Annotated in this window: 27 protein-coding genes; 9 read left to right on the top strand and 18 right to left on the bottom strand. The window is 63.2% G+C overall.

Annotated features, from left to right (window positions below; all coding sequences use genetic code 11):
- Nucleotides 1-97: 97 nt before the first annotated feature.
- From NKI59_RS09805 to NKI59_RS09795, 3 genes are read right to left on the bottom strand one after another with little or no spacing between them, the layout of a single operon-like run.
- Nucleotides 98-559: a cupin domain-containing protein gene (locus tag NKI59_RS09805; protein ID WP_352452498.1), complete on the bottom strand. Its 462-nt coding sequence runs from the start codon at nt 557-559 to the stop codon at nt 98-100.
- Between the two features lie 11 nt (nt 560-570).
- Nucleotides 571-879, bottom strand: a complete 309-nt coding sequence (locus NKI59_RS09800; RefSeq protein WP_352703814.1) for a DUF1244 domain-containing protein — start codon at nt 877-879, stop codon at nt 571-573.
- Nucleotides 880-905: 26 nt separating this feature from the next.
- On the bottom strand, nt 906-1,703 hold the full coding sequence (locus tag NKI59_RS09795) for an N-formylglutamate amidohydrolase (protein ID WP_352703812.1): 798 nt from the start codon (nt 1,701-1,703) through the stop codon (nt 906-908).
- A 285-nt stretch (nt 1,704-1,988) separates the two neighbouring features.
- Here NKI59_RS09795 and NKI59_RS09790 point away from each other — a divergent pair, with 285 nt between their 5' ends.
- The 3 genes from NKI59_RS09790 (at nt 1,989) to NKI59_RS09780 (ending at nt 5,160) form a co-directional block, all read left to right on the top strand.
- Nucleotides 1,989-2,435: a DUF1036 domain-containing protein gene (locus NKI59_RS09790; RefSeq protein WP_352703963.1), complete on the top strand. Its 447-nt coding sequence runs from the start codon at nt 1,989-1,991 to the stop codon at nt 2,433-2,435.
- Nucleotides 2,432-3,862, top strand: coding sequence for a pyruvate kinase (gene pyk, locus NKI59_RS09785; protein ID WP_352452495.1), 1,431 nt, complete (start codon nt 2,432-2,434; stop codon nt 3,860-3,862). Before NKI59_RS09790 ends, pyk begins: the two co-directional genes overlap by 4 nt.
- A 215-nt stretch (nt 3,863-4,077) precedes the next feature.
- Nucleotides 4,078-5,160 carry an NAD(P)H-dependent flavin oxidoreductase gene (locus tag NKI59_RS09780; RefSeq protein WP_352703810.1) on the top strand — a complete coding sequence of 361 codons (1,083 nt, stop codon included), beginning with the start codon at nt 4,078-4,080 and terminating at the stop codon, nt 5,158-5,160.
- Between the two features lie 110 nt (nt 5,161-5,270).
- On the opposite strand, the gene NKI59_RS09775 is transcribed toward NKI59_RS09780, so the two are convergent.
- Together NKI59_RS09775 and ykgO are read right to left on the bottom strand one after the other, a co-directional pair.
- Nucleotides 5,271-5,870: a tetratricopeptide repeat protein gene (locus tag NKI59_RS09775; protein WP_352574772.1), complete on the bottom strand. Its 600-nt coding sequence runs from the start codon at nt 5,868-5,870 to the stop codon at nt 5,271-5,273.
- A gap of 94 nt (nt 5,871-5,964) precedes the next feature.
- A complete protein-coding gene (gene ykgO, locus NKI59_RS09770) occupies nt 5,965-6,090 on the bottom strand; it encodes a type B 50S ribosomal protein L36 (RefSeq protein ID WP_006203764.1) in 126 nt (41 codons plus the stop codon).
- 235 nt (nt 6,091-6,325) lie between these two features.
- Between ykgO and NKI59_RS09765 the strand changes: the two genes are divergently transcribed.
- The gene (locus NKI59_RS09765) at nt 6,326-6,748 is read left to right on the top strand and encodes a lysozyme inhibitor LprI family protein (RefSeq protein ID WP_352703807.1); all 423 of its coding nucleotides are present in this window, start codon (nt 6,326-6,328) and stop codon (nt 6,746-6,748) included.
- A gap of 92 nt (nt 6,749-6,840) precedes the next feature.
- On the opposite strand, the gene NKI59_RS09760 is transcribed toward NKI59_RS09765, so the two are convergent.
- From NKI59_RS09760 to NKI59_RS09705, 12 genes are all read right to left on the bottom strand, one after another.
- Nucleotides 6,841-7,917, bottom strand: a complete 1,077-nt coding sequence (locus NKI59_RS09760; RefSeq protein WP_352703805.1) for a 5-(carboxyamino)imidazole ribonucleotide synthase — start codon at nt 7,915-7,917, stop codon at nt 6,841-6,843.
- The gene (gene purE, locus NKI59_RS09755; protein WP_023678468.1) at nt 7,914-8,411 is read right to left on the bottom strand and encodes a 5-(carboxyamino)imidazole ribonucleotide mutase; all 498 of its coding nucleotides are present in this window, start codon (nt 8,409-8,411) and stop codon (nt 7,914-7,916) included. The genes NKI59_RS09760 and purE overlap by 4 nt, the downstream gene beginning before the upstream one ends.
- Nucleotides 8,412-8,535: 124 nt before the next feature.
- Nucleotides 8,536-9,384, bottom strand: a complete 849-nt coding sequence (locus tag NKI59_RS09750; protein WP_352703803.1) for an anti-sigma factor family protein — start codon at nt 9,382-9,384, stop codon at nt 8,536-8,538.
- Entirely contained in the window at nt 9,381-9,941 is a 561-nt protein-coding gene (locus NKI59_RS09745; protein WP_352817726.1) for a sigma-70 family RNA polymerase sigma factor, read from the bottom strand. Before NKI59_RS09745 ends, NKI59_RS09750 begins: the two co-directional genes overlap by 4 nt.
- A gap of 25 nt (nt 9,942-9,966) precedes the next feature.
- Nucleotides 9,967-10,209: a cupredoxin domain-containing protein gene (locus NKI59_RS09740; RefSeq protein ID WP_502901039.1), complete on the bottom strand. Its 243-nt coding sequence runs from the start codon at nt 10,207-10,209 to the stop codon at nt 9,967-9,969.
- 116 nt (nt 10,210-10,325) lie between these two features.
- Nucleotides 10,326-11,273 (bottom strand): metallophosphoesterase family protein, encoded by a 948-nt coding sequence (locus NKI59_RS09735; protein WP_352703801.1) that lies wholly within the window; start codon nt 11,271-11,273, stop codon nt 10,326-10,328.
- Between the two features lie 165 nt (nt 11,274-11,438).
- Complete coding sequence (locus tag NKI59_RS09730) at nt 11,439-12,644, bottom strand: aminotransferase class V-fold PLP-dependent enzyme (protein ID WP_352677892.1); 1,206 nt, start codon at nt 12,642-12,644, stop codon at nt 11,439-11,441.
- Nucleotides 12,645-12,667: 23 nt separating this feature from the next.
- Entirely contained in the window at nt 12,668-13,129 is a 462-nt protein-coding gene (locus NKI59_RS09725; protein WP_023678474.1) for a RidA family protein, read from the bottom strand.
- Nucleotides 13,130-13,163: 34 nt separating this feature from the next.
- The gene (locus NKI59_RS09720) at nt 13,164-13,958 is read right to left on the bottom strand and encodes an amino acid ABC transporter ATP-binding protein (RefSeq protein ID WP_352703798.1); all 795 of its coding nucleotides are present in this window, start codon (nt 13,956-13,958) and stop codon (nt 13,164-13,166) included.
- 4 nt (nt 13,959-13,962) lie between these two features.
- Entirely contained in the window at nt 13,963-14,613 is a 651-nt protein-coding gene (locus tag NKI59_RS09715) for an amino acid ABC transporter permease (RefSeq protein ID WP_352677890.1), read from the bottom strand.
- Between the two features lies 1 nt (nt 14,614).
- Complete coding sequence (locus tag NKI59_RS09710; RefSeq protein WP_023678477.1) at nt 14,615-15,280, bottom strand: amino acid ABC transporter permease; 666 nt, start codon at nt 15,278-15,280, stop codon at nt 14,615-14,617.
- 66 nt (nt 15,281-15,346) lie between these two features.
- Nucleotides 15,347-16,228, bottom strand: coding sequence for a transporter substrate-binding protein (locus tag NKI59_RS09705; RefSeq protein WP_031212143.1), 882 nt, complete (start codon nt 16,226-16,228; stop codon nt 15,347-15,349).
- Nucleotides 16,229-16,356: 128 nt separating this feature from the next.
- Between NKI59_RS09705 and NKI59_RS09700 the strand changes: the two genes are divergently transcribed.
- Nucleotides 16,357-17,160: an IclR family transcriptional regulator gene (locus tag NKI59_RS09700; RefSeq protein WP_352703796.1), complete on the top strand. Its 804-nt coding sequence runs from the start codon at nt 16,357-16,359 to the stop codon at nt 17,158-17,160.
- 34 nt (nt 17,161-17,194) lie between these two features.
- On the opposite strand, the gene NKI59_RS09695 is transcribed toward NKI59_RS09700, so the two are convergent.
- On the bottom strand, nt 17,195-17,398 hold the full coding sequence (locus tag NKI59_RS09695; protein ID WP_023678480.1) for a YdcH family protein: 204 nt from the start codon (nt 17,396-17,398) through the stop codon (nt 17,195-17,197).
- A gap of 239 nt (nt 17,399-17,637) precedes the next feature.
- Between NKI59_RS09695 and NKI59_RS09690 the strand changes: the two genes are divergently transcribed.
- The 4 genes from NKI59_RS09690 to NKI59_RS09675 all read left to right on the top strand — a co-directional run bounded on the left by NKI59_RS09690 (nt 17,638) and on the right by NKI59_RS09675 (nt 21,489).
- Complete coding sequence (locus NKI59_RS09690; protein ID WP_023678481.1) at nt 17,638-17,817, top strand: YdcH family protein; 180 nt, start codon at nt 17,638-17,640, stop codon at nt 17,815-17,817.
- Nucleotides 17,818-18,017: 200 nt separating this feature from the next.
- Entirely contained in the window at nt 18,018-19,271 is a 1,254-nt protein-coding gene (ispG, locus tag NKI59_RS09685; protein WP_352703794.1) for a flavodoxin-dependent (E)-4-hydroxy-3-methylbut-2-enyl-diphosphate synthase, read from the top strand.
- A 4-nt stretch (nt 19,272-19,275) separates the two neighbouring features.
- Nucleotides 19,276-20,130: a transglycosylase SLT domain-containing protein gene (locus tag NKI59_RS09680; RefSeq protein ID WP_352703792.1), complete on the top strand. Its 855-nt coding sequence runs from the start codon at nt 19,276-19,278 to the stop codon at nt 20,128-20,130.
- Between the two features lie 162 nt (nt 20,131-20,292).
- Nucleotides 20,293-21,489, top strand: coding sequence for a phosphoglycerate kinase (locus NKI59_RS09675; protein WP_352703790.1), 1,197 nt, complete (start codon nt 20,293-20,295; stop codon nt 21,487-21,489).
- Nucleotides 21,490-21,571: the final 82 nt, after the last annotated feature.

The following is a 21,571-nucleotide window of genomic DNA, read 5'->3' as shown; positions in this document are numbered from 1 at the left end:
TCAATTCACAGTCAAGCGCTGATCGCCGAAAGTGCTTGGACCAGACGCTACGTCCTCTCGCGTCGGCCAACCACCTCGGCGGTCCACTCCGAAATCCCTACGGCTCGGGATAAGGCGCGCCATCCTTGTGCACAAACCGGCCGTCAGCGTTGGTGCTCATCATGTCGATGTCGGAGCAGGTGGCGACGTCGTCGGGCCAGCGCGAACCGACTTCGAGATAGATCGCCATCGCGCCCGATTTATTGATCATGTGATGGCCGTTGCCTGATCCTTTCGGAAAGGCCGCGCAATCACCGGCGCGCAGCACCGTCTCGCCGGCATCTTCGACGAGCGTCAGCTCGCCTTCAAGCACGTAGACGAATTCGTCTTCGTGCGAATGCCAGTGGCGCTGGCTCGACCAGTTGCCCGGCGGCAGGCGCATGAGATTGATGCCGAAGTCGGTGAGCCCGCCTGCGTTGCCTAGCCGCTGCCGCACGCGTTCGGCACAGGGTGCATCGAACGGCGGTGGATAGGATGAGCCCTTGCGTCCGGGCACGTCGGCAACGTCAATCTTAGGCACGGCGTCCTCCCCTAGTGATCCCTAGGGCGTCTTGCCTCGAACTCGGCCTTCTTGGCGTCGGAGGCTTCGACCTGGTTCAGTGCCTGCCACTCGGCATAGGGCATGCCGTAGATGATCTCGCGCGACCGGTCCTTGCTGAGTTCGACACCTTCGGCTTGCGCCGCATCGCGGTACCAGTTGGACAGGCAGTTGCGGCAGAAGCCGGCGAGGTTCATCAAGTCGATGTTCTGTACGTCGGAACGCTCGCGCAGATGCGCGACCACCCGGCGGAAGGCAGCGGCTTCGAAATCGCGCTTTTGTTCTTCGCTGAGTTCGGTCATGTCATGTTGGCCTCCCTTGGGCCTCATCATACCGGCCCGGTGCGCGAGCCGAATATTTTCACCGCATGTATATCGGCACGTCGATCTACCGCGTCAACGATCGGCGCCAGCCGTTCGGCCCAGGCAAGGGCACCCTTGCGGTCGGCGATCAGGTCCTGGCGGACCTCGAGCAGCGCATGGGCAAAGCCGTTGACGATGGCGTGCCTGAACATGGTATCGCCGCGCAGTGCGCCGTCATAGGGTTCGTTGTCGCCGACGATGAGGCTCTTGTCCTCGGCGAGCATGTCGATCAGCGGCCGCGCAACGCGGTCGTCCAGGTCCCACAATATGCCGACGTGCCACGGCCGCACGAATCCCTGCATGGTCGGTGTGAAGGAATGCACCGAAAAGATGAAGGGTGCCTGCGCGGATGCTCGCGCCACAGAGGCGATCATGGCGCCGACGGCATCATGATAGGGGCGGTAAAAGCGGTCCAGCCGCCTTTCGCGCTCCTCCGGCGCGATGGGGTAATTTCCCGGGATGACGGTGCCGTCATAGAGCTGGCGAATCAGCGTTGGATCGTCCTCGCCGCGATTGGGGTCGATCAGCAGTCGCGAAAAATTGGCAAGCACCGCCGGAACGCCGAGCAGACTTGCGAGTTCGCGGGTTACAGTCTCGACGCCGATGTCGTAGGCGATGTGGCGGTCGAACTCCGCCGCCGGCAGGCCGAGACTGCCATACTCCTCCGGCAGGTCGCGGCGGGCGTGATCGGCCAGAAGCACCATGCCGCGCTTGCGATCGCCTTCGACGATATCGAAAGGCGCGAAAACTGTGGATCGGGTCATTGGCGGGAAAGGTCTGTTCGCTGGCTTTCGGGGAGGTGGTATCGTCATTCCACGAAGAGAACGCTTGCGCAATGCCGTTGTTTGGCCACGGTTTCTGCCAAAAAACTGAGCAGGGGCGACCGCAAGCGCGCCAGAGCCTTCTAAATCGATTGGAATTGGACAGATCGGCGCGTTGACATGCGTACGGACTTTTCCGAAAAGGGGCGTTGAGAGATGCAAATGTGGTTCTTGAGGGGTTTCAGGATGGGTTTCGCCGGCAGGCTGCGTGTGCGCCATGCCTTGGCCATGCCGCTCCTGATACCGGCAATGGGCCTTTTCGCGGTGATCACGGCCTCGCCGGCACGGGCCGATTTCCGGGTCTGCAACGCCACGCAGAACCTGGTCGGCGTCGGCATCGGCTATCGCGCCAAGGCCGGCTGGATCACCGAAGGCTGGTGGCACATCGAAGGATCGAGCTGCAAGACGCTGATCGAGGGACCGTTGTCATCAAGGTTTTACTATCTTTATGCAGAAGACGCCGAGCGCGGCGGTCGCTGGGATGGCCCGATCAACATGTGCGTGGCCGAAAAAGAGTTCAAGATCGCCGGCGTTACCGATTGCGTCGCCCGGGGCTTTCAGCGCGCCGGATTCCAGGAATATGACACGGGCGAGCAGGCAAGCTGGATGGTCCAGCTGACTGACGAGCCCGCAACGGATGGCGCTCCAGCCGCCCCGGGAACAAACAGTCAATGAGACGCAGCCGCAAGGTCAAGATCCTCGCCACCATCGGTCCGGCCTCCTCGTCCGAGGAGATGCTGAAGAAGCTGTTCGAAGCCGGCGCCGACGTGTTCCGCATTAATATGAGCCACACCGACCATGAATTGATGCGTACGCTTGTCGGCCGCATTCGTGCCGTCGAGGAGGCGGTCGGCCGGCCGATCGGCGTTCTCGCCGACCTGCAAGGGCCAAAGCTGCGCGTCGGCAAGTTCGCCAACGGCAAAGAGGTGCTGACCGTCGGTCAGACCTTCACGCTCGACGACAATCCCGAGCCCGGCAATTCGACGAGGGTCTACCTGCCGCATCCCGAAATCCTGCGTTCGGTCGAGGCTGGTCATCGCCTGCTGATCGACGACGGCAAGCTCGAGCTCAAGGCGGTCAGCAGCAACGGCAAGGCGATCGTCTGCACCGTCGTCGCCGGCACCACCATTTCCGACAAGAAGGGCGTCAGCCTGCCCGACACCGACCTGCCGGTCGGCGCGCTGACGGAAAAGGACCGCCGGGATCTCGACGCGGTTCTGGCGACCGGCGTCGACTGGGTGGCGCTGTCCTTCGTGCAGCGGCCCGAGGACCTGGCCGAAGCGCGCAAGATCGCACGCGGCCGGGCGCTGATCATGGCCAAGATCGAAAAGCCGCAGGCCGTCGCCCGGCTGGCCGAGATCATCGAGCTTTCGGATGCGCTGATGGTCGCCCGTGGCGATCTCGGCGTCGAGATGCCTCTCGAAGCCGTGCCTGGCATTCAGAAGCAGATCACCCGCGCCGCGCGCCGTGCCGGCAAGCCGGTGGTGGTCGCCACGCAGATGCTGGAATCGATGATCACCGCGCCGGTGCCGACGCGGGCCGAGGTGTCGGACGTGTCGATCGCCGTGTTTGAAGGCGCCGACGCGATCATGCTTTCGGCGGAGTCCGCCGCCGGCGCCTATCCGGTCGAGGCGGTGGCGATGATGAACCGGATCGCCACCAAGGTCGAAACCGACCCGACCTATGCCGGCATCATCAACGCGCAGCGCTCGGAACCGGAAGCGACCGGCGCCGACGCCATTTCGCTTGCTGCCCGCGAGATCGCAGAGACGCTGAAGCTGTCGGCCATCATCACCTACACGGCCTCGGGTACAACCGGCCTGCGCGCCGCGCGTGAGCGGCCGCAAGTGCCGATCGTCGCACTGTCGCCGATCCTCAACACGGCGCGGCGGCTGTCGCTGTTGTGGGGCACGCATTGCGTCGTTTCTCCCGATGCCATCGACCTCGACGACATGGTCGATCGCGCCTGCCGCATCGCCTTCGATGAAGGTTTCGGCAAGCCGGGCGACCGCGTCATCATCACGGCCGGCGTGCCGCTGAGGACGCCGGGCTCGACCAACATGTTGCGCATCGCCTATGTCGGATCGGAAGTCGGCCGCTAATATCGGCCGCGGCTGCCGGATAGGCCGGCTGCATGGCGCGTCGTAAACACGGCGCCAGCCGGGCGCATCGACGGCAGTCGGGTTAGGATAGACGCCGAACTCCGCCAGCTTGCATCAGCCTGTGACCGGCCGTGAAGCGGTTCGAAGGCCCTATCCGACTTGAGCTGGAAGTCAGTTAAGGTAATCTATCCAGGGAGAAAGAGGAGGGTGATCCAATGTGGATGCGCACTGATCTTCTGGAACTCCTCGGCATTGAGCACCCGATAATCCAGGCGCCGATGAGCGGCATCACCACGCCGGAACTGGCGGCAGCAGTCAGCAATGCCGGGGCGCTTGGCTCGCTCGCATGCGGCATTCTGCCTGCGGCGGCTATCCGCGAGCAGCTCACGGCGACACAGCACGCCACCAATCGTCCGATCAACGTCAACTTCTTTGCGCACCCGGCGCCGATACACGATGATGCGGCAGCCCAAAGTATGCGAGACCGCCTTTGCGGCTGCTATGAGGAGGTCGGCCTCGGACCGGTGCCCGAGCCGGGCGAGCCCTTCCCCACCTTCGATCGTGAGCGTCTCGAAATTGTGCTCGAGCTGCGCCCCAAGGTGGTCAGCTTCCACTTCGGTCTACCCGACACCGCAATTGTGCAGCAGTTGAAGGCGGCCGGCTGTACTGTCTTGTGTTCGGCCACCACCGTCTCGGAAGCGCGCCAGCTTGAGGCAGGAGGGGTGGACGCCATTATCGCCCAGGGATACGAGGCGGGTGGGCATCGCGGCACATTCACTGGCGACCCTGCTATCGGCACAGCCGGCACTATGGCACTCGTACCGCAGATTGTTGATGCCGTGCGGGTGCCTGTAATTGCCGCTGGCGGTATCTTCGACGGTCGCGGCATTGCTGCCAGCTTTGCACTTGGTGCATCTGGTGTGCAGATCGGCACGGCTTTCCTGGCCTGTCCTGAAGCCAATGTGCAGCCAGTCTATCGCGCAGCATTGCGCTCGGCCAACGACGAGAGCACGTCGGTGACTCGCTGCTTCACTGGCCGCCCAGCGCGCGTGGTGCGCAACCGGTTTGTGATGGAAATGGCTGGTGAGGAAGATGCAGCGTTGGCGTTTCCGCTGCAGGCGAGTCTGGTCATGCCGCTTTCGATGGCAAAGGATGAAAGCAAGCGGGCTGACTTCTTGCCCACTTGGGCCGGGCAGGGCGTTGCGAAGCTGCGGGAGATGCCGGCCGCCGCCCTTGTGGAGAAACTCGTCACGGAAGCAAACGGCATAGATCGGGCCTATAGGGGAGTAGGGGAGTAGGGGAGTAGGGGAGTAGGGGAGTAGGGGAGTAGGGCGCATGTGTTCCGCAGTGCAATCTGCACCTCTCACATACTACCTTACTCCCCTATTCCCCTACTCCCTTACTGGTCTCAAATGCCTTCGCCGGCAAGCTCCTCGGAAAGTGCGGCGACCTGGTCCTGGGCGCTGCGCATCATTGGGTAGATGCCGAGCACGCGCTGCCAAGCCTCAAGTGCCGACTGCTTGTGGCCGGTTTCGGCCATGATCTGAGCCAGGCCCGAAAGCGCGCCGAAATGGCGTGGTTCGAGCTGCAGGGTGCGGTCGATGTCCGCCATCGACTTCCCGTAGTTCTTCATCACGAAATGAACAGTGGCGCGCCGGTTCCAGCCTTCCGCATAGGTCGGCTGCAAAGTCACCACCTGATCGAGGAAATCGAGTGCAACATCGAATTTCTGGTTTTCGATCGCCTTCTGCGACCATTGCATCATCAGGTCGATAGAGGCGCTGCCCGACTGGGACCACTCGCTGCCGATCCGTCCGGCGATGCGCTCGGCCGCCTTTTCATTGCGTTCGCGCTTGAGATCGGCAAACAGCTGATCGAGCCGCGCCTGTTTCGTCTTGACGACCGGAGGTGCTGTCGGCGGAGTTGTGGTCGGATCTTCAGCCCACGCCGGCAGCGAGACAGCGCCGGAAACGAGGAAAGCCGTGAAAAATGCAAAAAGAATCCGCATCGCGGGAATCTAGCCCCCGACGCCGGATCGTCAAACTGAATTTAGCGTGAGAGTCTTATCATGCGAACGGAGGCGCGCAGCCTCCGTCGAAAACTCAACCCTGGCGCGCCTTGTAGCGCGGCGCGGTCTTGTTGATGATGTAGATGCGGCCCTTGCGACGAACCAGCTGGTTGTCGCGGTGACGCGCCTTCAACGCCTTGAGCGAATTCTTGATCTTCATGGTCTTGCCCGTCGGTCTGGGCCCGGTCACGGGCCGAATTATTAAGGCGCGCCCACAGACGCGCCTTTGAACTGTGCGTGGCTCATAGACGAGGAGCGTTGCCCGTGTCAACCGCAAGCGCGTTGCCTAAACGATACGGACCGTTTCGTATCATCAAATATCCGCCACTGGCGTCTTGCGGCGTTGCGCAGGCTTGAGACGGCTGGAATGATGCGGTTGCGAATTGGAGATCGTCATGCGCCGAATTCTTGTGTCCGCCTGTCTTGTCGTCCTCGCGGCAGGTTCTGTTGCCTATGCGCAGGAATGCGACCGCAACGACGACAGCCAGCAGATGATGAACATCTGCGCCGACGCGGACTACAAATCCGCCGACGCCAAGCTCAACAAGGCCTACCAGGATCTCATCGGCGGAAGTGACGCAAATGCCAGGAAGCTGTTGCAGACGGCGCAGCGCGCCTGGATCGCTTTTCGCGACGCGGAATGCAGCTATTCCGCCGCGGACAGCGAAGGCGGCTCGATCTATCCGATGCTGATATCGGAATGCCTGACGCGGCTGACCGACGATCGCACCAAGCAGCTCACCGCCGATTCGACCTGCGCGGAAGGCGATGTGAGCTGCGCCAGCCCCGACGAGGACGAGAGCGACGAAATCCAGTAAGCGTAGGTACTAACTTTGTGTTTGAGCATGATCTTTTCCGAAATCCGGATTCCACTTTTCGCTAGCGCGGACCTTCGGTTCGGGATCATGCTCTAGCTGCGGCGGCTCACGCGCGTAATATGGCCCATCTTGCGGCCGGGCCGCGCCTCGGCCTTGCCATAGAGGTGCAGCATCAGATCGGGCTCGGCGAGCAGCTCAGGAACGCGTCTGACATCGTCGCCGATCAGGTTTTCCATGACGCAGTCGAACTGCCGGGCGGGATTTCCCAGCGGCAGGCCGGCGACGGCGCGGATGTGCTGCTCGAATTGCGAGATGGTGCAGGCGGCCTCCGTCCAGTGGCCGGAATTGTGGACGCGCGGCGCTATCTCGTTGGCCAACAGCGAACCGTCGGCAAGGACAAAGAATTCGACGCCGATGACGCCGACATAGTCGAGCGCTGCAAGGATCTCTGCCGCCGCCGTTTGAGCCGCAGCCGCCGTCTCGGATTTTACTCCGGCCGGCAGCGTCGAGCTGTGAAGAATACCGTTGCGATGGACATTCCACGCTGGATCGTAGGCGGCGAGCGAGCCGTCGCTGCCGCGCGCGGCGATCACCGAAATCTCGCGCTCGAAGGTGACGAAGGATTCCAGGATCAACGGCACGTTGCCCATCGCCTCGCAAGTGCCGGCAAAGCCGCCTGTTTCCATGTTGCGGAAGACACGCTGGCCCTTGCCGTCATAGCCCATGCGGCGCGTCTTCAATATGCCGCTGCCGTTGAACTGTTTCAGCGCAGCCGTCAGTTCCTCGTCATTGTCGACGGGGCTGAAATCCGCGGTCGGTATGCCGATGCCGTTGAGGAATTTCTTTTCCGCCAGCCGGTCCTGCGCCACTTCCAGTGCGCGTGCCGGCGGATAGACCGGCACCGTAGAGGCAAGTGCCGCGGCGGCCGCGACCGGTACGTTCTCGAATTCATAAGTAACGACGGCACTGGCCGCAGCCAGCTCGCTAAGCGCGGCCGCGTCGTCATAGGCGGCGACGATCTGCCGGTTGGCGACCTGTGCCGCCGGGCAATCCGGCTGCGGCTCCAGCACGACGATGCGGTAGCCGAGGCGGGCCGCGGCCATCGCCAGCATGCGGCCAAGCTGGCCGCCGCCGATGATGCCGATGCTCGATCCCGCCGGCAGGCTCACGGCGCGTCCGTGGGCTCGGCGGCCACCTTGGCGGTCTGCGCGGCGCGCCAGCTATCCAGCCGGGCGGCGAGCTTTTCGTCGCTCAGCGCCAGCACCGCGGCGGCCAGAAGGGCAGCGTTGGCAGCGCCGGCCTTGCCGATGGCCAAAGTGCCGACCGGAATGCCGGCCGGCATCTGCACGATCGAAAGCAGCGAATCCTGGCCGGACAGCGTCTTCGATTCCACCGGCACGCCGAACACCGGTAGCGGCGTCATCGCCGCCGTCATGCCGGGCAGATGCGCCGCACCGCCGGCACCGGCGATGATCACCTTGTAGCCGGCCGCCTTGGCGCCCTTGGCGAAGTCATAGAGCCGGTCGGGCGTGCGGTGGGCCGAGACGATCAGGCGCTTGTGCGGAATTCCAAGCGCCTCAAGCGTTTCGGCGGCGTGGCGCATCGTCGCCCAGTCGGACTGGCTGCCCATGATGATGGCGACGTCGGCGCGGTGATCGTCCAAGCTTCTGCTCTCCGGCGGCAAAAGCGCGCATTAGCTGAAATCGAGGGGAGCCGCAAGGATGGCCGGAAACGGCAAAGCCGCTTGTGCCGTCTCCGTGGCTACGCAAATGGATAGGGGCGGTCTGTCACCGGGCGGCTGCCGCCCGGAAACGCGTGACGAAGTCGTCAAGTTCAGGCCGTTCGGTATCGGAAATCGCCCAGTAGGAAAAGGCGCTGTCGCTCCAGTGGACCAGCGAGAAGCCACCAGCAGAAAGATCGACCGGTCCGGCTGTCGAGCCGGTTTCCTCGGGCGCGGCGACGAGAGTGATCAGGTGCTCGCGGTGCCTGTAGACCAGTGCCGGCACTGGCTGGTCGGCGATCACCTCGACCCGGCCGCCGAGCAACGCGAAGCCGTCACTGGCAAGGTCAGGTGCCGGCGGCGACAGGCCAACCCTGCCATCCAGCCAGGGTTTTACCGTGTGCCGGTCCGACGAGACGACGTCCACCGGGCTGGCGGCCAGCAGGCTGCGGCGGTGGCCGCTGGCGACCGCCGTTGCAAAGCTGTCGGGCGCCCCGCTGAGCATCACCCATTGCGTCGCGCCGCTGGCCAGCACGGCGGTGACGAGGATCGATGCCGCCATTGCGCGCCAGTCGAACGCGCCGAAGCGGCCCGGCCGCGTTTGGGTTGGCCGCATGTGGGTTGGCACGGTTTGCGGCGGCCGCGTCGGCGCCGGCCGATCCTGTGCCTCGCCAGTCGCGCCGATCGCCGCGATGCGCGCACTGAGGGCGTCGCTGACCTGTGGCAGCGCCAGCCTGCCGACAGCGGACTGCAGCGCCACGATGCGGGCATGCTCGGCGGCGAGCGCCGGATCGGCCGCGATGCGTCGCTCGACAGCCAATGCTGCTGCTGCGTCGAGCTCGCCATCGACCAAGGCATGGATCATCAGCTCCACGCCCGCCGGGTCATCGGGCAGTCCATCGTTGTGCGCGCTCATGGCGCCCTCCCAAGTTGGGATATCAGCAGACCGCGCGCCCTCGCCAGCCGCGACATCACCGTGCCTAGCGGCACGCCAAGCAGCGTCGCGATCTCGCGATAGCTGAGGCCGTTGATGTCGCGTAGCACCACAGTCTCGCGAAATTGGTGCGGCAGCGCGGCGATCGCCGCCTCGAGTGCGGCCGTGTCGGCCTTGGCGATCAGGCTTGCCTCAGGACTATCCGTATCCGGCAGGCCGGCGCCATATGCAGCCGTCATGTCATCGAGGTCGCTCAGGTCGCCGACGGCGACGATACTGCGCGGCCGGTTGCGGGCCAGCCAGGAGTAAGAGGCGTTGCGCACGATCGCCAGCAGCCAGGCGCGCGCATTGCCGCCGGCATAGCCGGCGATGCCCGCATGCGCCTTCAAACAGGCCTCCTGCACCACATCCTCCGCGTCGGCGGCGTTGCCGGTCAGCCAGCGGGCAAGCGCAAGCGCATCCGCGAGATGGGGCAGAACCACCTCGCGAAAGCGCTCGGTCGCGGCCTCTTGGTTCAACACCGTCGCATCGCCCGGCATCCCGGGCAGAACCTTCCGAAAATCCTCACGGAGCGACGGCGATCCTGCCCTGCATGTGCGGGTGAAGCCCGCAGAAATAGGCATAGTCGCCCACTTTGGTGAAGGTGAAGGCATATGTGTCACCGGTGTCAAGCGCCTTGGAGCGAAACGAGGCATCGTTGGCGACCACCAGATGCGGGATGTCGTCGTCATTCTCGAAGGTCACGGTAGTGCCCTGCTTTACCGTCAGCACCGCCGGTGTGAAGGCAAAGTTCTCGATCTTGACCATTGGCTGGTCTGCTGCGTTCAGTGGCATGGCAACCATTATCAGGATCGCCGCCAAACCGAACGTGACAGGGGATACGACCAAGACGCGGGATGGGAAGCGGATCATCGCATTTCCCCTCAGGCCAGCGTGCTGTCGATGATGGCGAGGTCCTGCCCGCCTTGCTTGACTGTCACGCTGCTCGTGCCGAGCAGGCTGCGCAATTGGCCGGCAGGTACCGTCATCGGCCCGGGTGAGGCTGCGGTGCCCGGCGCCGGTTGCGGGAAAGCGGTCGAGCGCGCGGTATGAAAGGTAACGTTGCCTTCGACCTTCTGCATGATCTGGTGGATATGGCCGTTGAGTACGGTGACAGAGCCGAAGCGCTTGAGCAGGGCCAAGGCCTGCGCCGCGTCGTCGGTGCCCCAGCCCCATTCGGGATAAACAGCCCATAGCGGAATGTGGGCAAAGACGACGATTGGCGTCGAGGCGGTGACCGCCTTCAGATCATCGGCCAACCATGCCAACTGGTCGGCGCCGAGATTGCCCAGCCCGCCAGCCTTCAGGTTGACGACGTTGACCAGCCCGATGAAATGGACGCCGTTCTGGTCGAACGAATACCAGCCAGCGCCCTTGGTGCCCTTGCCGTAGCGGTCGAGATAGGCCTGGCCATTGCCGTCATCGATCAGGTCGTGCTCACCGGGCACATAATGCACGTCGAAGCCTGCGCCGCCGATGATCTGGGCAGCGTTGTCGAACTGCGCGGCTTTCGACAAATGGGTGATGTCGCCGGTGTGGATCATGAAAGCGGGCTTTTGCGGCAACGCCTGGATCTTGCCGATGGCCTCCTTCAGCGTGTCGATGGCGTGCGGGTTGGCAACCTTGTCGAAGCCGATGTGGCTGTCGGAGATCTGGAGGAAAGTGAAGCCGGTGGCCAAGGCCTCGGCGGCTTGCGACGCACCGAGCAGGCTGAGCGAAACCGGCACGCCGGCCGAAATTGTCCACAGCACTCCCGTGCCGGCCCAGATCATGCATTCCAGTGCATGACGGCGGCTGATGCCGTCAGCTTCATTGTCGTGGTGGTGGGTCATACCGGTCTCCTGCACGCCGGAAATGGCGTCTGTTTGGGAGACCAATGGGCGGAGTGGTTTATTCCGCCCGAAGACTAAAAGTTCATTCACACTGCCGTGATGGCGCACTGGCCCGATGCGAAGCCGGCGCTGGAAGGCACTGGCTCGACCACGCTCTGGCGATGTCTAGTCCGGCCAGCGCAGCGCTCCGGCGGACTGCTTGCGAGCGGGTTTCATCGCATCCGCGGGCCGATCGGCAGCACTCAACACCGCCCGCAGGCGTTCGGCAACGATCTCCGCCTCGCCGGGATGGAGATTGCACGGATCAAGGAAGAAGTGACCGCGCTCGACCTCGTGGTTGCGCACGATCACGGGCGGCGAACCCGCCGCAAGCGCCGAGGCGAGGCCGGCGGCGGTGAAGCGGCTTTCCGGCGCAACAAACACCTGCAGGCGGTCGAGAGGATTTCCGGTCGGATCTGGAATGATACGTGCCTCGATGCCAGGCAGGCCTTGCAATGCGTCTTTCCACAGATGCAGTGCGGTTTCTTCCCGCTGGCGAATGCCGGCATGGTCGCGCCGCTCCCAGGCTTCCAGGGCCGCCATAGCGCCGGCAATGCTCTCCTTGCCGACCTTCATGGCGCGCGCAACGCCGCGGTTCTGGAGATAGGCGGCCCGTACCAGATCCTTGCGGCCGGCAACGATGCCGCTTGTCGGCCCTGAGAGAAATTTGTGCCCGCTGTAGACAACAATGTCGGCGCCGCGCGCCAGAAAGCCACGCAAATCGTATTCCGAGGCGGCGTCGACGATCACCGGCACGCCCTTGGCGTGGCAAATCTCGCAGAACTCCTCAAGCGAGAGCATGCCGTATTGCACGGTGTGGTGCGCAACGACGTAGAGGGCTGCCGCCGTCCGGTCCCGGATCGCCTCGGCAACATGATAATCCTGGGTGACGCTGACCGTGCCGGCAGGCACTGCCTTGGCTCCGGCAAGCCGGATCGACTGGTCGATCGGCGCGCCATAATTGACGATGTGACCAAGCTGAACGATGACCTCCGATTTGAGGTCCTCGGTGTCGTCCGGCAGCCGCTCGATCGCAAGAAGGCTGGTCCCGGTCATCGCGCCGGCAATCGCCATTGTTATGCCGCTGGCGCAGCATGCGGTGATGAAGCCGGCCTCGCCGCCGGTAAGGCGTGCAATCACCCTACTTGCGGCGCGCTGCAGATCGTCCATCTCGACCCATTGCGAGGCCATTTCCGACATTGCGGCAATCGCTTCTGGCACGATGATCGAAGCACCGAGTGCCGTCATCGTGCCGGAGACATTGATGATTGGGCGAAGGCCAAGCCGTTCGCGGATTGTCGTGTTGGAACGGTCAGCGGCATAGGTCGTCATCTCTGTAGATCCTGTTTAAGATTTCAGGCGGCGATCTCGACGACCGCCTCGATTTCAACTGTGATGTTGCCCGGCAGCGAGCCGACACCGATCGCGGAACGGGCATGTCCGCCAAGCGTATCAAAGACGGCCGCGAAAAGATCGGAACAGCCGTTCACCACCTTGGGGTGCTCGCTGAATGTCGGCGTCGCATTGACAAAGCCAAGCAGCTTGACGACGCGCACGATGCGGCCGAGGTCGCCGGCCGCCGCATGCATGACGGCGAGCAGGTTCAGGCCGGTCAGACGCGCATGCCCGTAGGCCTCTTCAACGCTGACATCCTCTCCGACCTTGCCGGTGCAGAGCGCGCCATCGGCGCGCAACGGCCCCTGGCCGGAGAGGAAGATCAGCCGTCCGCTCTCGGCATAGGTGACGAAGTTGGCGATGGGCTTCGGCGGCTCGGGCAGTGTCAGGCCCAATTCCGCGAGCCGGATGTAAGGCGTCATAAAAGCTCCTTGCGACAGCTTTCGCCGTCCGATGTCAAAAATGCGAGGCGCGAAACCGCGCCAGGAAACTGCGAAGGCGTTCATTGTCGAACCCCGCCGCCAGAATCTCGGCGGGTGGTCCGACGGCACTGACGCCGCCATCCGCCATGAAAACGATGCGGCTCGATGCGTCGCGCGCAAAAGCCATTTCATGCGTGACCATCAGCATCGTCATGCCGTCTTCGGCGAGGCTGCGCACGACCTCGAGCACCTCGCCAACCAGTTCGGGGTCGAGCGCCGAGGTTATCTCGTCGAGAAGCAATATCTTCGGCTCCATCGCCACGGCGCGGGCGATGCCGACGCGCTGCTGCTGGCCGCCGGAAAGCTCGGCCGGCAGACTGTCGGCTTTGTGGGCGAGGCCCACGCGGCCGAGCCAGTGCTCGGCAATGGTGCGGGCCTCGGCATTGCTCTTGCCGCGCACCTTGCGCAGGCCAAGCATGATGTTGCCGGCCGCAGTCAAATGCGGAAACAGATTGAAGCTCTGGAACACCATTCCGGTCTCGGCTCGCATCGCCGCCAGGTCGCGCTCGCTGCGTCGCTGGCGTGTTCCCGTCTCGCGATAGCCGACTTCTTTGCCGTCGATACGGATCGAGCCGCTGTCGTAGCTGTCCAGGAAGTTGACGCAGCGCAGTAGCGTGGTCTTGCCGCTGCCGGAGGGGCCGATGATAGTCACGACCTCGCCGCGTGTCACTTGCAGGCTGACGGAGCGCAGGACCTCGACGGATCCAAAGGCTTTGGAAACCTCGGTGACATCGAGAAGTGCCGGATTCTGGTGCGACGCGTTGGACATCGTGCTATTCCCGGATGAAGGAGAAACGCCGCTCCAGGCGCCGGCTGGCCAAGGAGAGGGCGTAGTTGACGGCGAAGTAGACGAGCGCACCGAGAATGTAGAGTGGCATCGCCTCATAGGTGCGGCCGATGACCTGGTTGATTGCCTGCATGAGGTCGGTGATGCCGAGCAGCGAGACCAGCGCGCTGCCCTTCACCGCGTCGGTGACGCCATTGATCCAGGGTGGCAGGAAGCGCCTGAACGCCTGCGGAAAAATGACGTAGGCCAGCCGCTGGCGAAAGGTCAGTCCGATCGCCATCGCCGCCTCGGACTGACCCTTGGGAATCGAGCCGACGGCGCCCCTGAGATACTCGACGACTTGTGCGGTCTTGAAGAGGGTGAGGGCGAACACGGCCGCCCAAAAGGATTCCAGATGCAGCCCCACCGCGGGCAGGCCGTAATAGACGAAGAAGATCAGCACCAGGATCGGAATGCCGCGTATGGTGTCGCTGAAGATGCGCACCGCCCAGCGCAGCGGAAAAGGACCATAGACAAGGCCGACGCCCATCAGCACGCCGGCGATGAGCGATAACACCACGACCAGCAGCGACACCCACAAGGTTAAGGCAAAGCCTTCGGCGAGGAACGGCAAGGCGTAGATGATCTGGCTCAGCATGTCAGCGCGCCGCCTTGAACCGGCGCTCGACGAGCCGCAGCGCGAAAAGCAGCGTGTAGCCGGTCAACAGGTACATTGCCGTCACCACCAGATAGACTTCGACAATGCGGAACGTGTTGAAGTTGATCCACTGGGCGCCATAGGTGAGTTCGGGTACCGAGATGACCGACGCCACGGACGTATCCTTGAAGAGCGATATGAATGTGTTGGAAAGCGCCGGCAGGGTTATGCGCAGCATCGTCGGCAGGCGCACATCGAGCAGCCTTTGCCATGGCGTCAGGCCGATTGCCTTGCCGGCGTCGAGCTGACCGCGCGGCACCGCCTCGAGCCCCGAGCGAAACACCTCGACCAGGTAGGCGCCGCTGTAGAGCGACAGCGTGGCAATGAATGAGGTTTGCGCGCTGTAGGCAATGTCGACCACCGTCGGCAAGCCGTAGAAGACCAGATAGACGAGCAGGATCAGCGGCACGTTGCGGATGAACTCGACATACCCCGCGATGATGGTCCGCACCGCACGTCCGGCCGACACGTACCAGACCGCCAGAACGAGCCCGATGACGATGCCGATCGCGATCGAGATGACGGCCAGTTCGAGGCTTAGCAGCAGTCCGCCCCAGAGCTTGTCGAAATGCCGCCAGATAAGGTTGAAGTTGAGAGTATAACCCATGCGTCCTCGTCATGGAGGGCTGTGATGAGAGAAGGCGGAAGGACGTTGTCCTTCCGCCTGCTTGCATCAAATGACCGGGAAACCGGGATGGCGCGCCGGCGGCTCCTGTCCGAAATAATCCTTGAACGCAGCGTCGTAGAGTGCCGTTTCATGGCCGAACATGGCGATGGTGAAGGTCTGGTTGACGAAGGTCAGCCAGTCGAGGTCGCCCTGCCGCAGCGCGGCACCATAAAGCATCGAGAACCAGCTCTTGCCGGCATCGAAGTACTTATCCGGATTGCGCGAGGCGAGCCAGCGTACCGTTGACAGATCGACCGCGGCGGCGTCGACGCGCTTCGATTCCAAGGCCTGCAGCACGTTGGCCTGCGTGTCTATCTGCATCACCTGCGACTCCGGCAGGACGATATGCACGTTAGCCTCGGCATCGACATTTTGCAGGATGGAAATCCGCGTCGCCGAACCGCCGGCAAGCAGCTTGTCGAAGGTCTTGTTTTCGGCGTTCGGAAGGGTCAGCAAGGCGATGCCTTCGACGTAGTAGGGTCGGGAGAAGTGGATCAGCTGCGAGCGCTGGGCGGTCATGGTCATGAACTGGATGGTGATGTCGACCTTGTTGGTGGTCACGTTCGGAATGCGCTGAGCCGGATCCTGCATGACGAATTCCACTTTGGTCGGATCGTCGAAAAGCCCCTTGGCGAGAATGCGACCCATGGTGATGTCCATGCCTACCAGTTCGCCGGCGTCGTTCTCGAAATGCCAGGGCGCATTGGTACTGCCGGTGCCGACGATCACCTTGCCGCGCTCGAGGACGGTGCGCAGCAGGCTGTCCGGCGCTGCTTGGGCCGCCGCTTTCTGAACGTCGACCGCGGTAGCGGCGCTCATCACTCCGGCCGTTGCAAGCCCGGCCATTCCCAGTTTCAGAAATTCACGCCTTTTGGATGTGTCGTTCACGGCGACCTCCTTTCGTGTTGAGTTCCCCTTTGGACCAGCAGTACAGGCATCGGTTGCAACTGACGTCATTGTCCCTTACAAGAGACGCCTGTACTCTGTACAAGACAGATTAACATCAGGGATCGATAATGCAAGATGGCAATGCCTTGGCCGCTCGACCGGACATCGGTCTGGACGAAGACAAGAACTCGGGCTCTCGGGAGAAGGGTCTCAACCGGGTTCTCCAGATTTTGGAGTTTCTCCACACGACCCAGCGTGCGATCGGCATCGGCGACCTTGCCAAGGGGGTAAACGCGCCGCGTTCGACGACTTATACGCTTGTGCGCTCGCTGGTCGACGCAGGCCTGCTGGAGATGGCCGGAGACGGCAATCGGGTCTATTTCGGAAAGAAGCTTTATCTCTACGGAATGGACTATGTGCGGGGCAACGACCTGCTCAGGCGAGGGCGTCAGGAAGTCGACCATCTGTCACGCGAGACCGGCGAGACCTCGGAGTTGTGCATGCTGCAAAGCGGCCGCTACACCATCGTCCATTCAAGCCCGGGAACGAGGCCATTCCGGATCAGCTCGGCGACGGGTCTGCAAATACCGCTCCCCTGGACAGCTTCCGGGCGACTGCTCCTCGCCGGCTTCGACAGGGCGGCGATTGAGGATATGGTCTCCGAGGACGATCTCGTGCTGCCGGACGGCCGCAGATTGCAGCTCGACGATTTCATAGACGACATCGCCGTCGCCAAGTCGGCCGGCTACTGCGTCACCTCCGGCCTTGTCGATGCCTACACGAAATGCCTGGCCGCGCCGGTCTTTTCAGCGCCGGGCAGGGTCGAGGCGACGATGTGCCTGGTGGTTCCCATCGATACCTCGACCGAAAAGACCGATGACCTGATAGAGCTGTTGCTCAAGCGCGCCGCGCGGCTTTCGATCGCGGCATAGGCCGCCTTTCCAGCAGGCCAGCGCCGGCGTCCGTTCAAGCGATAATGTCTGGAATGATCTTGTCTTCCAGCGCCATCAGCCTGTCCTTAAGGAAGAGCTTCTTTTTCTTCATGCGCTGGATCTGCAGCGGGTCGCAATTCATCGCGATCATCGCATTGATGGCGGCGTCGAAATCGGCGTGTTCCTGCTTCAGCCGGGAATATTCGAGGCGGATATCTGCCTGTTCCTGATCGGACATTTTTACCGTCTGCACGTCTGCGGCGCCCAAACTATGGGCCTGATTGGGCGGGACCGGGTCTTCTTGCACCGGCGCGCAGCCCATATCACATTTCATATTGGCGTGGAATGCTACCACGCAGCATTCGACATCGGTGCGCGATGGTGGCACACTGTCATTATGCCGTCACAGAAGCGAGCCTGCGGTGGACGTGCCATGACGGCTGCAATCCGAGGAAACCATGAAAGGGAGAACCAATCATGTCTCTTGCATCCCATCTTGATGAGCTGCAGCGGAAACACGGCGACATCGAACGGGAAATCGACGATGCGATGACCCATCCATCGGTAGACGACCTCGAAATCGTGAATCTCAAGCGGCGCAAGCTGGCGCTCAAGGACGAGATTGAAAAACTGAAGGCGAAACCGACGACCCACTGAAGCCCTTCCAGGACTAGAAGCGCCGCCCGGCGCGCGATCTTTCCGGTGGCATCGCTATGCTGCCGGAAACGCTCGTGGATTTGCGGCAAGCTGCCGTCTTGTCATTTCCGATTTGCTGGGTCTGCGCGCCAGTCGCCATTGACAAGCCATCTTTGCTCCTCCACCTCATGCCCGGACCTTCAAGATTAAAGGCAGCCGGCATGACCGGATATTTTTCCTCACCCTTCCCACGCCGCAGGTCGGTCGGTGTCGACGTCGGCGGCGTGATGGTCGGCGGCGGCGCGCCGGTTGTCGTCCAGTCGATGACCAACACCGACACGGCCGATATCGACCAGACGGTCGCGCAAGTGGCGGCGCTGCATCGCGCCGGCTCCGAGATCGTGCGCATAACCGTCGATCGCGACGAAAGCGCTGCCGCCGTACCGGCCATCCGCGAGCGGCTGGAGCGGCTCGGCATCGACGTGCCGCTGGTCGGCGATTTCCATTATATCGGCCACAAGCTCCTGGCCGATCATCCGGCCTGCGCCGCGGCCTTGGCCAAGTACCGCATCAACCCCGGCAATGTCGGTTTCAAGGACAAGAAGGACCGGCAGTTCGCGGCAATCGTTGAGATGGCGATCCGATACGACAAGCCGGTGCGCATCGGCGTCAACTGGGGTTCGCTCGACCAGGAGCTGCTGACCCGGCTGATGGATGACAACCAGGCCCAAGGCTTTCCGCTGACCGCGCAGGAAGTGACGCGCGAGGCAATCGTGCAATCGGCGATCCTGTCGGCCGAAATGGCCGAAGAGATCGGCCTTGCGCGCGAGAAAATCATCCTGTCGGCCAAGGTCAGCGGCGTGCAGGATCTGATCGCCGTCTACACCGAGCTTGCCACCCGATCCGACCATGCGCTGCACCTCGGCCTGACAGAGGCCGGCATGGGCTCGAAAGGCATCGTCGCCTCGTCCGCTGCCATGGGCATCCTGCTCCAGCAAGGCATCGGCGACACCATCCGCATCTCGCTGACGCCGGAGCCGAACGGCGACCGCACGCGCGAGGTGCAGGTGTCGCAAGAACTGCTGCAAACCATGGGCTTCCGGCAGTTCGTGCCGATCGTCGCCGCCTGCCCGGGCTGCGGCCGCACGACCTCGACCGTGTTCCAGGAGCTTGCCCAGAATATCCAGGCCGACCTGCGCAAGAACATGCCGGTGTGGCGTGAACAATATCCCGGCGTCGAGAACCTCAAAGTCGCGGTGATGGGTTGCATCGTCAACGGTCCGGGCGAATCCAAACATGCCGATATCGGCATTTCGCTGCCCGGCACCGGCGAGATGCCGACCGCCCCGGTATTCGTCGACGGCAAGAAGGCGGCGACCCTGCGCGGCCCATCGATTGCCGCGGATTTCGAGAAGATGGTCGCCGACTATATCGAACGGCGGTTCGGGCAGCACGGCAAAGCCGCGGCGGAGTAGTTCGATGCGGCGTTTGCTGGGCGCGGCGCTGGTTGTCATTTGCGGGCTGATCTGGGCGACAGCCGTTCAGGCCGATCCACCACGGCTCGCCAAAAAGAAGCTGATCGACCAGGTTTGCAACCTGATCGAGACGCATGCCGACCAGAACGGCCTGCCCCGGGATTTCTTTGCCCGGCTGATCTGGAAGGAAAGCCGTTTCGATCCCAATGCGGTCAGCCCCGTCGGCGCTGAGGGTATCGCCCAATTCATGCCGGGCACCGCCAGGATGCGCGGGCTCGCCAATTCCTTCGACATCGAACAGGCGATCCCGGCCTCGGCAAAATACCTCGCCGAAATGAAATCCGGTTTCGGCAATCTCGGCCTCGCCGCCGCAGCCTACAATGCCGGCGAGAGCCGGGTGACGCGCTGGCTGAATTCCGGCGGCTTCTTGCCGATGGAGACCGAAAGCTACGTTCTGGACGTCATGGGCGAGCCGGCCGACAACTTCACCAATACCGCCTACGCCGGCGTCATCCGGCCGCTCGACAAGAAGGCGAGTTTCGCTGCCGCTTGCCGCGAGCTGCCGGTGATCATGTCCAGAACCGTGCCGATGTCGTCGATCAACATCAAGCCGTGGGGGGTGCAGGTGGCCGGGAATTTCCGTCGCGCCGCGGCGCTCAACCAGTGGCTGAGAGTGAAAAGCCGGTTCCCGGCACTGCTTGCCGGCCACGATCCGGTGGTCAGCCGGGTCCGTACCCCGATCGGCAGGCGCGGCATCTATGCCGTGCGGATCGGCGCTGATAGCAGAGCCAAGGCCGACACGATCTGCGACAAACTGCAAAGCGTCGGCGGCGCCTGCATCGTGGTACGCAACCGGTAAAGCCATATGTCGGTGCGTTTTGCGCCATTGCTGCCCATCTCGCTCCCCGTGGGCACTTCGTCCTCGATACGTGAATCATATTTTCGGTGAACCGTTAGGCAGGTCTTGCATCGTCGTCGATGCGGGGTAAGGTCCCCGCGATTTTTCGCGAAAGGGATCAGCATGGCCGGCTTCAAGACACTGGACGACATCGGCAATATCAGCGGCAAGCGTGTGCTGGTGCGTGTCGACCTCAACGTTCCCGTCACCGAGGGCAAGGTCACCGACGCCACCCGCATCGAGCGCATTGCGCCGACCATTGCCGAGCTCTCCGGCAAGGGAGCCAAGGTCATCCTGCTTGCCCATTTCGGCCGGCCCAAGGATGGACCGGCGCCGGAATTCTCACTCGAACCGATCGCCAAGGCGACGGCGGACGTGCTCGGCCGCCCCGTCCGCTTTGCCGCCGACTGCATCGGCGACAAGGCCGCAAATGCCGTCGCCGCCATGGACAGCGGCGACGTGCTGCTGCTCGAGAACACCCGCTTCCACAAGGGCGAGGAGAAGAACGACCCGGCCTTCACCGAAAAGCTCGCCGCTAACGGCGATATCTTCGTCAACGACGCCTTCTCTGCTGCGCACCGTGCCCATTCGTCGACAGAAGGGCTGGCGCATGTGCTGCCGGCCTTCGCCGGCCGCACCATGGAGGCCGAGCTCGATGCGCTGGAAAAGGGGCTTGGCAATCCCGTCCGCCCGGTTGTCGCCATCGTCGGCGGCGCCAAAGTCTCGACCAAGATCGACCTGTTGATGAACCTAGTGAAGAAGGTCGACGCGCTGGTCATCGGCGGCGGCATGGCCAATACGTTTCTAGCGGCGCGCGGCACCGACGTCGGGAAATCCTTGTGCGAGCGTGATCTCGCGACCACCGCCAAGCAGATCATGATCGAGGCGGCCGAGGCCGGCTGCGCCATCATCCTGCCCGCCGACGGCGTTGTCGCCAGGGAGTTCAAGGCCGGCGCCGCCAGCGAGACCGTCGCCATAGCAGACGTGCCGGCCGACGGCATGATCCTCGACGTCGGCGCAAAGACCGTGAAAACCATTGCCGAATGGATCGACCGCGCCGCGACGCTGGTCTGGAACGGGCCGCTCGGCGCCTTCGAGATCGAGCCATTCGACCACGCAACGGTGGCGACGGCCAGGCACGCGGCAGCGCGCACCAGGGCCGGCGGACTGGTCTCGGTCGCCGGCGGCGGCGATACGGTGGCGGCGCTCAACCATGCAGGCGTAGCCGACGACTTCACCTATGTCTCGACGGCCGGCGGCGCTTTCCTGGAGTGGATGGAAGGCAAGCCCTTGCCCGGCGTCGACATCTTGAAGCGCTGAGCGCGGCAGCAATAACAGCGCGAAAGAGGGCGCCCGCGACTTTCAATCGATTCGCGCTTACCCGGCGAAATTGTTCGACTTG

Origin of the sequence: Mesorhizobium sp. M0598, from assembly GCF_040320865.1 — a bacterium.
Taxonomy (GTDB): domain Bacteria; phylum Pseudomonadota; class Alphaproteobacteria; order Rhizobiales; family Rhizobiaceae; genus Mesorhizobium.
The sequence above is the reverse complement of the archived record's forward strand: the minus strand, read 5'-3'. Positions and strand labels throughout refer to the sequence as shown.